The organism is Actinoplanes sichuanensis (assembly GCF_033097365.1).
Taxonomy (GTDB): domain Bacteria; phylum Actinomycetota; class Actinomycetes; order Mycobacteriales; family Micromonosporaceae; genus Actinoplanes; species Actinoplanes sichuanensis.
Map to the genome: position 1 here is coordinate 10,248,429 of NZ_AP028461.1, position 12,163 is coordinate 10,260,591.

The following is a 12,163-nucleotide window of genomic DNA, read 5'->3' on the forward strand; positions in this document are numbered from 1 at the left end:
TAGACTGCCGCCTGCAAAGTCGGCATACTCTGCGGCCTTGCCTTGCCGATCGCGGGGAACCGAGTCATCGTCACTTCTATCGCGATCGACTACGATCGGGACCCGATCGGCCTGCACCCACCCCCCAACGCTGCGCCGATCGAGTAAGTGACCTTGAGAGATGTGCTGCTCCACAGGCAGTGATATTGAGACCGGCGATGTCCAACTACGAGGTTGCAACATCGCGTCACACAACCGGTCCGTGTCCGCCTGCTCTTTCTCTTTGACACTTGTCGTGATGGAATCTCGGGGGCCCGACGTCGGCGAGTCGGCCGTGTGCGGTGCCCGGCGAGCCGAATGCCGGGCCCGAATCAGGAGGACGGTGACGTGAGCAAGCGCCCCAACAGCGCGAATGGCGTCATGTCGCGTCTCAGTCGACCTGCGGGTCGACTCCGAGACCTACCGATCTGGTCCAAACTTGGCCTGATCATGCTGGTGCCGACGGTGGCAACGATCGTCGTCGGTGTCAACGGCCTCGTCGACCACATCGACCAAGCCAGTAACGCGGAGCGCGCACGCACCCTCTCGGTGCTCTCCGAGGCCGCCGGTGGTCTGGTCGACCACCTTCAGGCCGAGCGCACCTATGGCGTGATGATCGCCAACAGCCCGAAGAACAGCGAGCCGTTCAAGGCCGCTGTCAAGCTGTACAACGAAGAGGCCCCCGAGGTCGACGACGCCAAGGAGCCGTACCTTCAGCAGAAGGGCGCTCTGGAGGACGTCCCGGACAACGTGGGTCAGCTTCTCCTCCGCCTCGACCGCAACATCGAGGACCTGCCGGCCGTCCGCAGCCGGGTCGCCAAGGGTGACGAGGACGAGGGCAACATCCTCAACACCTACACCCGTCTCATCGAGGACCTTCTCCAGGTTCGCGACATCTCCGCCCAGCTCGCCAACGACCAGCAGCTGAGCGACCACCTGCGGGTCGTCGCCGCGGTCGCCCGGGCCAAGGACTACATCTCCCAGCAGCGCTACCTGGGCCAGGAGATGGTCGCCGACCAGAAGTTCGACAACACGCATCGCCGCAGCCTGCTGGAGACCGTCACCGGTTACGAGCTGGCGGTGGAGACCCTGAACGCGGTCGGCACCACCGAAGAGACCAACTACTTCGAGAACACGGTGACCGGCCCGAAGCGGCAGGCCGCGGAGAACTACACCGATCCGCTGGACTTCCGCCCCACCCAGGGCACCGCACCACTGCCGTTCAACTCCGCCCAATGGGAGGAGGCGCTGGCCGGCTACAACGACCTGTTCCGGCAGGTCGAGGTGGAGTTCGACAAGAAGATCGTGTCCGACGCCACCGAGCTGCGTGACGAGACCAACCAGGACGTCTTCCTGGAGACCAGCCTGCTGCTCGGCATGCTCCTGCTGGCCATCCTCTTCGCGTGGTTGGTCGCCCGGTCGATGGCCCGCTCGCTGCGTGAGCTGCGTCAGGGTGCTCTCGCGGTCGCCCAGTTCGGTCTGCCGCACGCGGTGTCCCGGCTGCGTGACCCGGCGCTCTCCGCGTCGCTCACCCCGGCCCAGGTCGCCGACCAGATCGCCGAGCCCCTCCCGGTCCGTAGCCGGGACGAGTTCGGGCAGGTGACCGAGGCGTTCAACGCGGTTCACCTCGAGGCGGTCCGCACCGCGGCCGAGCAGGCCGCACTCCGTGCCTCCGTCGCGACGATGTTCGTCAACCTCGCCCGCCGTTCGCAGATCCTGGTCGACCGGCTCATCGGTCACCTGGACCGGCTGGAGCGCGGCGAGGAGGACCCGGACCGTCTGGCCGAGCTCTTCCAGCTCGACCACCTGGCCACCCGAATGCGGCGTAACGACGAGAACCTCCTGGTTCTCGCGGGCGCCGACTCGACCCGTGTCCAGCGTGAGCCGGCCGCCCTGATCGACGTGCTCCGCGCCGCGCAGTCCGAGGTCGAGCACTACACCCGCATCGAGTTCGGCATGATCGACCGGGACATCGAGGTCGCGGCGCACGCCGTGAACGACATGGTCCACCTGGTCGCCGAGCTCTTCGACAACGCGACCGCCTTCTCCCCGCCGAACTCCAACGTTCTGGTCGAGGCCCGGCGCGTCGGCGAGAACGCCATCCTGACGGTCGAGGACCACGGCATCGGTATCAGCCGTGAGCAGCTCCGCGACCTCAACGAGCGTCTCGCCAACCCGCCCACGGTGGACGTGGCCGTCTCCCGCATGATGGGCCTGGTCGTGGTCGCCCGGCTGGCGAACCGGCACGCGGTCCGGGTCGAGCTCCGGCCCGCGGACCGTGAGCGCGGCACCGTCGCCGAGGTCGGCCTGCCCGTCTCCGTTCTGGCCGCAGCGGCTACCGCCCAGGTCCAGGGCCGGAGCGCGTTCGACGGCGGCCCCGGCTCCGGCCTGCCGGGCTTCGGTGAGCCGCTGGCCCTGGAGAGCGGCTACCCCGGCTCCAACGGGTCGAACGGCTACCCGGGCTCCAACGGCTCGAACGGCGCGGTCCCGGCGTGGTCCGACCTCACCGGTGCGGCTCCGGCCGGTTTCGGTGGGTTCAACGGCGGCGGTTTCAACGGCAACGGCAACGGCTCGGCCAACGGGTTCCACGGTCCGCGCAGCAACGAGGTCATCCCGCCGCTGCCGTCCGGCCCGCAGGGCTTCGCCGGCCTGGACGAGTTGGCCCAGCGTCGCAACGGCGGAGACTTCCGCCCGGACAACGACATCAACGGCTTCGGTACGACCATCCCGCGTCAGCTCCCGGCCAACCCGGAGAGCCAGCGACCGAACTCGTTCATGCCGCCGGTTTCGGCGCCCCCGGTTCCGCCGATCTCGGCGCCGCCGGTGTCGCCCGCCCCGCCGATCTCGGCCTCGCCGTACTCGTCGGGTCCGATCGAGCCGGTGTCGGCCTCGCCGACCTCCGGATCACCGCTCGACCAGCGGAACTCGTTCGCCTCGGCACCGCCGGCCTGGCCGCCGGTCGCCGCGGAGCGCGAGCCCGCCACCCCGCACGTCCCGGAGAACCTGGCCGCCGCGCTCGACATGACTGCCGAGATCCCGCGGTTCCGCCCGGAGAACTTCGAGGTGCAGCCGCAGATGTCGCGGCCGACCGGTCCGCAGACGGCGCCGGTCCCGGCGACGCCCGCGCTGCCGGCCACGCCCGACCCGGCGGAAGCTCAGGCCACCGCCGCGGCGCAGATGGCCTCGGCCCGCGAGGGCGCCGTCCCGTTCGCGGACGAGACCATGGAGCTGCCGATCTTCCGGGAGCTGGAGTCGGCGTGGTTCACCACGACGACGGGCGGAAACGACGCCCCGACCCACCCCAAGGTCTCCGGGGTCGGCGAGGAGTCGGTCGTCTCGCAGCGCATCCCGACCGGGGAACCGGTCCGCACCGCGGGTGTGCCGCAGCAGGCGGCATCGCCCGAGTCCCGCAACCTCGATCCGGCTACTGTTGGTGCTCCGGCTGCGGCTGCGGCAGGTTACAGCAACGGTGGCGCCCCGGCCGCTAACCCCTGGCGGACAGCGGCCGACGACGGATGGCAGGCGGCCCGCGCGGCTGCCGAGACACCCGTCGAGGTCACCACCACGGCGGGCCTTCCGAAGCGCACGCCGATGGCTCAACTCGTCCCCGGCGGTGTCGACCGGGGCGGTACCTCCGTCCAGCGCCGTACGCCTGAGGGGGTTCGCGGGCTACTCTCCGCGTACCACCGCGGTGTGCAGCGCGGTCGCACCAAGGAACAATCGACCAACCTGGAGGACACTCCGGGAGGGCAGCAGCCCTCGCAGGCTGGCAAGGAGCATGAGGCATGACATCTACGCAGGATCTGGGTTGGCTTCTGGCCAACTTCGCCGACCGCGTTCCCGGGGTCGCGCACGCGATCGCGGTCTCCGCCGATGGGCTGCTCCTGGCGTCATCGCGGGACCTCCCCCGGGACCGCGCCGACCAGTTGGCGGCCATCGCGTCCGGCCTGGTAAGCCTGACGCAGGGTGCCGCTCGATGCTTTGAGGGTGGCGCCGTCCTCCAGACGGTCGTCGAGATGGACAACGGTTTCCTGTTCCTGATGTCGATCTCCGACGGTTCGTCGTTCGCGGTTCTCGCGGCGCGCAGCTGTGACGTCGGTCAGGTCGGCTATGAGATGGCTCTCCTGGTCGACCGGGTCGGCGAGGCTCTGACGCCCGCGCCGCGCTCGGCGGCCGGGGTGCTGGGCTGAAGCGGTAGTGGGCCGGGGACATCAGGGCGTTTGTCTGGTGTTTTACGGCCCGAGTAAGCTCAGCCGGCTACTGGTAAAAGCTTTGATAACCAATACACTTCGAGGGGCCGAGGGAGGGGTTGACGGTGACGATGCCTGAACGCGATGAGCCGACTGGTGCGCTGGTCAGGCCGTACGCCATGACCCGCGGTCGGACCCGGCCGAAGCTTGAGATAGCGCTGGAAGCGCTGGTCGAGACAACCGTGCGCGGGCGTTCCGGAATGGGTCGCGGCGGGCAGGGTGGAAGCGAGCATCAGTACATCGCGGCGATGTGCGACGGCGGCCGAGTTCAGTCGCTGGCGGAGATCGCGGCACGCATGCAACTGCCGCTCGGTGTGGCACGTGTGATCGTCGCGGACATGGCCTCTGACGGTCTGGTCGCTGTGTACGAGCCCACCTCGCTCGAAGACGAGACCGACGCGGTAGGCACGGAACTGCTGGAAAGGGTGCTGAGTGGACTTCGCAGGCTCTGACATGTCGCACCGTCCCGCTGCGGGACGCGTGACATCGGCGAAGATTGTCATCGCCGGTGGCTTCGGCGTCGGTAAGACGACGCTGGTGGGGTCGGTCTCGGAGATCACCCCACTGACCACTGAGGCGATCATGACCTCGGCCGGTGTGGGTGTCGACGACAACCGGCAGGTGCCGGGAAAGATGACGACCACCGTCGCCATGGACTTCGGCCGGATCAGCATCGACCGCGACCTGATCCTCTACCTGTTCGGAACGCCTGGCCAGACGCGGTTCTGGTTCATGTGGGACGAGCTGGTCCGGGGCGCCATCGGTGCGGTGGTCATGGTGGACACGCGTCGGCTCGCCGACTGCTTCGCCGCCATCGACTTCTTCGAGCACCGTCGCCTTCCGTACCTGGTGGCGATCAACTGCTTCGACGGCATGCAGTATCACAACGCGCAGGACGTACGGGACGCTCTGGCTGTCTCGTCCGACGTGCCCGTCGTGAGCTGCGACGCCCGTAACCGCGAGTCGACGAAGAACGTCCTCATCTCGCTCGTCGAGTATGTGCTGACGATGCGTCGGACCCGCGCCACGGCACCTGCCTGATCAAGCAGTAGCACCCACTTCAGCAGGCGTTCCGCTCAAAAAGGCGGTGGAAAGCCCCGCTCTGGCCAGCCGAGACATCGGTAGGCCGGATCGGGGCTTTCGCGCGCTTTCCGGCCGATCGCCATCGTATATGAGTGATCACCCGATGTCATGGCTCGATCCCAGCAAACGGATCAAGTCATCGAGGTCGTCGACGCGGTGCTCGGGCAGGTAGCTGTCGGGATCAGTGCGCAGGCCGCCGACCCCCGGATAGGCCGCGTTGGTGACCAGGACCGGGCGCATGCCGGCCCGGCGGGCACCGTCGTGTTCCCGGCTGCCGCCGTCGCCGACGAACCAGCACTCGCCGGCCGGGACTCCGAGGCGAGCGGCGGCTGTCGCGTACAGCCGGGGGTCGGGTTTGCGGTATCCCTCCCGCCAGGAGAACACCGGAGCGTCGATGCGGGGCGCGTAGACGGTCCGCGGCCATGCCTCGTACAGCTCGCTGGAGCAGTCGCTGATGAGCCCTAGGCGGTAATCGCGAGCCCGGAGGTGGTCGAGTACCGCGAGGCCCTCCGGACGGGGCGTGCGGACGCGCTCAGCGCCCGCGTGGTGGGTCGTCACCGCTTGGTCGAGCCGCTCCTCGTCCGGATCCGCCCCGCATCGCCTCGCGATCGTCCGTAGGGTGTCCCGTGTTCCGCCGTAGGCGCCGGTGACACGTTCCGGGAAGCTCGACGCCATCGCCGTCCAGAACCGCTCCGGATCCACGCCGAGCGCCACCGCGGTCGTCTGGAGAGTCTCCTTGCGGAGCAGTTCGGCGGAGGGGTCGGTCAGGGTCCCGAAGAAGTCGAAGACGATCGCACGCATCCCGCCATCATCAACCCGGCCGTCCGTGGCCGTCCGCGCCACGGATCCGACCGCAGGTCCGCAGGCGAGTCGACCACCGGCTGAGCGTTGCCGTCTGCGGCTTGGCCGGACCGTGGGTCGGCAGGCGAGTCGGGCATCGGCCGGGCGTTGCTGTCTGCGGCTTGGCCGGACCGTGGGTCGGCAGGCGAGTCGGGCATCGGCCGGGCGTTGTCGTCCGAGGCGCGGGTCGGACCGGCACGTGAGCCGCGCGACAACCGTAGAAGGCCGCGACCCCCGAGGGGTGCGGCCTTCTGTCGGCTTACGGTGTGGTCAGCGGCCGCCGTACCCCGCGTTGTTGTTGCGGTATTCGTCGGCGGGCTGGCCGTCGCGGCTGAAGTCCCAGCCGCCGGCGGCCTCGCGACCCGGCCGGCCACCCATCGCGAAACCACCGATCTCCTGCCCGCGACGCCAGCCACGGAAGTAGCCGGTGGTGTGCGCGGCGATCGACGCGGCGTCCCGGACGATTCGGAGCGGGCGTTCCTCGCGCAGCGGGGAGCCGGGCACCAGGTTGGCCTGGGGTACCCGCTTCGGCAGGCCGGCCGAGGTCTCCGCAGCGATGGCCGGGGTGGCCGCCTTCTGCGCGGCGCGCCAGCCGCTGTCGTTCGGGTTGGACCAGTTGACGTCGCCGTCCGAGTCGGTGGTGCCGGTGAACCACGCCGACCGGGCAGCCGCGAAGATCAGCAGATCGCCGTCGCTGCTGTCGGACGGGACCGGCGGCGCCGAGCTGCGGTCCAGCGCGGTGATCTTGGGTCGCTCGTCGTCGACCACCCGCAGCGGCGGGGTGCCGCCGATCTGGTCGAGCCCGGGCAGACGAGCCCGGCCGGTGCTGTTGCGGGCCTGGTCGACCAGGCGCAGCGCCGGCTCCTTGGGCAGCGGGGCGGGCGGCTCCAGGTTGTCCTGCCAGGGCGGGCGGACCCGGCCACCGGTGGGCGAGCTGACCGAAGCCGCGGCGGGCGACGGACGCGACGAAGTAGGCCGGGACGGCAGGTCACCGCGGGACGCCAACTCGCCGCGAGTAGGCAGGTCCGAACCGCGCGAAGGCAGATCCGAACCGCGCGAAGGCAGATCCGAACCCCGCGAGGGCAGGTCCGAGCCGCGGGTGGACAGGTCCGAACCCCGCGAAGGCAGGTCAGAGCCGCGGGTTGACAGGTCCGAGCCGCGCGAAGGCAGGTCGGAACCGCGCGACGGCAGGTCGGGGCGGGCGACCTCGTCCTTCTCCGTGTTCAGCAGTGGCCAATTGGCTCGGGAACCCGGCTCCGCGATCTCCTGCGCCGGCCGCTGAGTCGGCATCGGGAGGCTGAAGTCGGTGGGACCGGCGGCCGAGCCGTTGGCGGCCGGCTGGCGGGTGGTCGGGCGCGGCGGGATGACCGTGCGCTGGCGCTCGGCGCGGGCCCGGGTCAGCTCCGCGTTCGACAGGGTCGCCCGGAACGGCTCGCCGGCGTCGGCCGGGCTGGACCCGGCCGGCTGCACCGATGACGGGACGGCCGGGTTACGCGAACCCGGTACCGGGCGTGAGCCGGGTGTGATCGGCGTCATGCCGGGCGGCGGCGGCGGAACCGACACCGGTCGGTTCAGCGGGTTGCTTGCACGGCCGGGCAGGCCGTTCGCCGCGGCGGGGGCCATCGGCGGCGGGCCGATCGGGTCGGGTGCGACGGGCGGGGCGGTCATCGGCTGCGGGACAGCCGGTCCGCTGCCTGTCGAGGACGGCTCGGGACGGCCACGGCGGCCGAACCGGGAGCCGTTGTCGCCGCTCGGCACCGGCTGGAGCGGAGCGGGCTCGCGGCGCGCGCTTCGGCGGCCGACACCGGAGCCGGCAGCGGGCGGGGTGGCCCGGGCGGCGAGCGTGCCGACCAGGGCGGAGCAGGCGGCGTCGCAGGAGCGGACGGCCGCGATCGCCTGGCGGACCGCGTCGGCGGCGGCCGGGGCGAGAGATTTGTTGACGCCACCACGGCGCGGCGACTCGCTGATCGCCACGTGCAGAGCGGTGACGGCGGCGATCAGCTCGCTCTCGCTGCCCGCGCCGGCGCGGGCCAGCTCGGCGGCGATCTCCCGAAGGAGATGCGTCGGGTCGCCGGCCCGGCCGGTCAGCCGGCCGGGCTCGGGAACCGCGTCGAGAACGGCGAGCGCCAGGTGGTGCGCGGGGTCGGGGTACGCCCGGAGGGCGGCCGGGTACAGCTCGCGGAGCACCTCGCGCAGGGCGACGGCCGCGGAGTTGCGCCCGACCAGCATGGCCACGTGCGCCGCGAGGACCGGCTTGTAGCTGACCAGCTCGCGCGGCGCCGGAAGGGTCACCGCGGCGATCGCGCCGGCCTGGAGAGCCCGGGCCAGGCCGACGGCCCGGCGGGCCGCCAGCGGAGCCGAGATCTCCTCGGGGGAGTCGTCGTCGGAGAAGCGCTCGGCGAAGTCGTCGGCATCGTCGTCGTCGACCACCACGAGTGGCCGTCCGGCCGCGGTGAGCAGCGAGGTGACGACGTGATCGTCGCTGTCGGCGGCGACCGCCGCGTCGCTGAAGCCCGTCGTCCGTTCCACGAGCAGCGTCCCCAGCAGGGCGTAACCGGCCGGGTCGTCGCTGATCTCATGGACGCCGAGCAACCGGCCTGCGTCGTCCACCACGGCGATGGTCAGCGGCGCGGCCGAAGCCGAACGCACCGAATCATCAGCCGACGCCAGACCGCAGTACACGCGCACGAGCGCCACGGCGTCGTCCTCCTCCCCGGGGGTACCTCTCAACGGCCAAGGATTGATATTCCCTGGTAATCGGTCAGTCACGCCAGTCCACAGCGGCAGAGATCTTCCCGATCACCGAGCGCCAACCCAGACTGGCCTGCTGAGCTCCGATCTTCTTCAGCCGGCGACGTCCGAAGAATCCGCCCATCCCGCCCTTCTCGGCGGTCCGGAGGGACTCGTCGAGATCGTCGAGCGGCGAGCCCGGCGCCAGTGCCAGGATCACCGGTTTGATACGGAGTGCGTAACCCAGGTCACGGGCCACCTCGCCGGCGTTGATGAGCAGCGGCAGATCCCACGTGTCGTGTCCGCCCCGCAGGTTTTCCACCACGAGGTCGAGCTCGTAGCGATCCTCCGGCTGCGGGTCGATGTCGCTCGACTGTACCCGCTCGGCCAGGTCACCCCAGGTGTCCAATTGTGCGAGATCGTGCGGAGCACCCGAACGAAGGAAGGAGACGAGCGATTCGGCGCTCTTGAAGGCGAGCAGTCGGCCCTTGTGGCTGAGGAACATGGGTACTTCTTCGTCGTCCGCCTGGGCGGCCGGCTCGTCCTCGAAGTCGGCCGGGTCCGGCTCCTCGGCGGATTCGCCCTTGCCCTCGCCGTCCTCACCCTCGGCGAGGAGCGCCTGGTACTCCTCGTCGACGATGACCTCTTCCTCATCCTCCTCGTGGCGCCGCTTGCGGGCCTCGAAGGGGTCGTCCTCGTCGATCTGAACCTCGGTCGGCTCGAGCTCGGACGCCTTCCGGTACGCCCGGAGGGTCAGACCCACCCCACCCGGCAGCGCGATCTCCACCGGCTCGATGCGGACCTGATCCCAAAGGTCCCGCCCGGAAGACCCCACGGGCGAGGACTTCTCCGCCACCGGCGCGGACGCCTCGGGCTCGTCGGACTGGCTGGTCACGGTGACCTCCGGGTGATGTGGGAGTGCTGGGACGTGGTGACTCTGGGCACACACCCTAGTCGGCAACGCTGTGTGACAGCGTCCCCGGTGGCCTCAGTAGCCCTTCGGATGCCATACCGTCTTCGTCTCCAGCAGCGCGGTCATCGGGCGCAGGCCCGGATCGGCGGTGAAGTCCGTCGCTGCCCGGGGCCGGAGCACCCGCTTCAGGGTGCCGGCGGCGGCCCGCTCCAGCTCGGCGGCCAGGTCCGGGTGGTCCACGCCGGTCAGGTCGAGGGCGTTCACGTCGTCGTGTGAGGCCAGCCACGGCGCGGTCTCGGCGTAGCGGCCGGTGAGCAGGTTCACCACGCCGCCCGGCACGTCCGAGGTGGCCAGCACCTCGGCCAGGGTGATCGCCACCTGCGGGCCGGCGGCCAGGAGCACGGTCGTGTTGCCGGTCACGATCGCCGGGGCGATCACGCTGACCAGACCGAGCAGCGACGCCGGGGCGATCACGGCGACGACACCCGTCGGCTCCGGCGCGGAGATGTTGAAGAACGGGCCGGCCACCGGGTTGGCGCCGCCCGCCACCTGGGCGATCTTGTCGGACCAACCCGCATACCAGACCCAGCGGTCGATCGCGGCGTCCACCTCGTCGGCGGGCACGCCGAGCGCGGTGAACTCGGCCCGCCGGGCCTCCAGCATCTCGGCGATCCGATAGAGCACCTGCCCCCGGTTGTACGCCGTGGCGCCGGCCCATTTCGGCTGGGCGGCCCGGGCCGCGAGCACCGCGTCCCGCGCGTCCTTGCGGGAGGCGAGGGCCACGTTGTCGCCGTCTGCCACGAACGTCCGTCCTGACTCGCTGCGCGGGAACTTGCCACCGATGTAGAGCTTGTAGGTCTTGCGGACGGTGAGCCGGGTCGCCGTCTCCACGACCTTGGATGCCTTAGGCAAGGTACGCCTCCAGTCCGTGCCGGCCACCCTCGCGGCCGTAGCCGGACTCCTTGTAGCCGCCGAACGGCGACGCCGGGTCGAATTTGTTGAACGTGTTCGCCCACACCACACCGGCCCGCAACTGGTCGGCCACGGCGAGGATCCGGGAGCCCTTCTCGGTCCAGATGCCGGCGGACAACCCGTACGGAGTGTTGTTGGCCTTGGCGACCGCTTCGTCCGGGGTACGGAAGGTGAGCACCGAGAGCACCGGCCCGAAGATCTCCTCCCGGGCGATCCGGTGTGCCTGGGTCACCCCGGTGAAGATCGTCGGCGCGAACCAGAAGCCCCGGTCCGGCAGCGAACACTCCGGCGACCAGCGCTCGGCGCCCTCCTCGGACCCTATTTCCGACAATTCTTTAATGCGGGCGAGCTGTGCGGCCGAGTTGATCGCGCCGATGTCGGTGTTCTTGTCCAGCGGGTCGCCGACGCGCAACGTGGCCATCCGCCGTTTCAGGGAGGCGAGCAGCTCGTCGGCGATGGACTCCTGAACCAGCAGCCGCGATCCGGCGCAGCAGACGTGTCCCTGGTTGAAGAAGATCCCGTTGACGATGCCCTCGACCGCCTGGTCGATCGGGGCGTCGTCGAACACGATGTTCGCCGCCTTGCCACCGAGCTCCAGGGTCAGGCGCTTGCCGGTGCCCGAGACGGTACGGGCGATCGCCCGCCCCACCTCGGTCGAGCCGGTGAAGGCGACCTTGTCCACATCCGGATGGGCCACCAGGTAGGCCCCGGTGTCGCCGGCCCCGGTGACGATGTTGACCACTCCCGCCGGCAGCTCGGCCTGGCGGCACACGTCGGCGAAGAACAGCGCGGACAGCGGGGTGGTCTCGGCCGGCTTGAGCACCACGGTGTTGCCGGTGGCCAGTGCCGGGGCGACCTTCCACGCGAGCATGAGCAGTGGGAAGTTCCACGGGATGACCTGGGCGGCGACACCGAGCGGCTGCGGGTCGGGGCCGAACCCGGCGTAGGCCAGCTTGTCGGCCCAGCCCGCGTAGTAGAAGAAGTGGGCCGCGACCAGGGGCAGGTCGACGTCGCGGGACTCCTTGATCGGCTTGCCGTTGTCCAGCGACTCCAGGACGGCCAGCTCGCGGGACCGCTCCTGGATGATCCGGGCGATCCGGAACAGGTATTTGGCACGCTCGCCGCCGGGCAGCGCCGACCAGGGGCCGAACGCGCGGCGGGCGGCGGCCACCGCCCGGTCGACGTCCTCCGAGCCGGCCGACGTGACCTCGGCGAGCACCTCCTCGGTGGCCGGGTTGACGGTCTTGAAGACGTTGCCGTCCTTGCCGCCGTCGAATGAGCCGTCGATGAACAGCCCGTAGGACGAGGCGATCTCTACTACGGAACGGGATTCCGGAGCTGGTGCGTACTCGAACAT

Annotated in this window: 9 protein-coding genes; 4 read left to right on the forward strand and 5 right to left on the reverse strand. The window is 70.3% G+C overall.

Annotated features, from left to right (window positions below; translation table 11 throughout):
* Positions 1 to 366: 366 nt before the first annotated feature.
* From Q0Z83_RS47175 to Q0Z83_RS47190, 4 genes are all read left to right on the forward strand, one after another.
* Entirely contained in the window at positions 367 to 3,807 is a 3,441-nt protein-coding gene (locus Q0Z83_RS47175) for a sensor histidine kinase (RefSeq protein ID WP_317790097.1), read from the forward strand.
* On the forward strand, positions 3,804 to 4,208 hold the full coding sequence (locus tag Q0Z83_RS47180; RefSeq protein WP_067706828.1) for a roadblock/LC7 domain-containing protein: 405 nt from the start codon (positions 3,804 to 3,806) through the stop codon (positions 4,206 to 4,208). Before Q0Z83_RS47175 ends, Q0Z83_RS47180 begins: the two co-directional genes overlap by 4 nt.
* A 131-nt stretch (positions 4,209 to 4,339) precedes the next feature.
* A complete protein-coding gene (locus tag Q0Z83_RS47185; protein ID WP_317797319.1) occupies positions 4,340 to 4,720 on the forward strand; it encodes a DUF742 domain-containing protein in 381 nt (126 codons plus the stop codon).
* Position 4,721: 1 nt separating this feature from the next.
* A complete protein-coding gene (locus Q0Z83_RS47190) occupies positions 4,722 to 5,309 on the forward strand; it encodes a GTP-binding protein (RefSeq protein WP_043533378.1) in 588 nt (195 codons plus the stop codon).
* Positions 5,310 to 5,447: 138 nt separating this feature from the next.
* On the opposite strand, the gene Q0Z83_RS47195 is transcribed toward Q0Z83_RS47190, so the two are convergent.
* The 5 genes from Q0Z83_RS47195 to Q0Z83_RS47215 form a co-directional block, all read right to left on the reverse strand.
* The gene (locus tag Q0Z83_RS47195) at positions 5,448 to 6,152 is read right to left on the reverse strand and encodes an HAD family hydrolase (RefSeq protein WP_317790103.1); all 705 of its coding nucleotides are present in this window, start codon (positions 6,150 to 6,152) and stop codon (positions 5,448 to 5,450) included.
* A gap of 309 nt (positions 6,153 to 6,461) precedes the next feature.
* Positions 6,462 to 8,921: a transposase gene (locus Q0Z83_RS47200; RefSeq protein ID WP_317790105.1), complete on the reverse strand. Its 2,460-nt coding sequence runs from the start codon at positions 8,919 to 8,921 to the stop codon at positions 6,462 to 6,464.
* 31 nt (positions 8,922 to 8,952) lie between these two features.
* Positions 8,953 to 9,816, reverse strand: a complete 864-nt coding sequence (locus Q0Z83_RS47205) for a DNA primase (RefSeq protein WP_317790107.1) — start codon at positions 9,814 to 9,816, stop codon at positions 8,953 to 8,955.
* Between the two features lie 93 nt (positions 9,817 to 9,909).
* Positions 9,910 to 10,746, reverse strand: a complete 837-nt coding sequence (locus Q0Z83_RS47210; RefSeq protein WP_317790109.1) for an aldehyde dehydrogenase family protein — start codon at positions 10,744 to 10,746, stop codon at positions 9,910 to 9,912.
* On the reverse strand, positions 10,739 to 12,163 hold the full coding sequence (locus Q0Z83_RS47215) for an aldehyde dehydrogenase family protein (protein ID WP_317790111.1): 1,425 nt from the start codon (positions 12,161 to 12,163) through the stop codon (positions 10,739 to 10,741). Before Q0Z83_RS47215 ends, Q0Z83_RS47210 begins: the two co-directional genes overlap by 8 nt.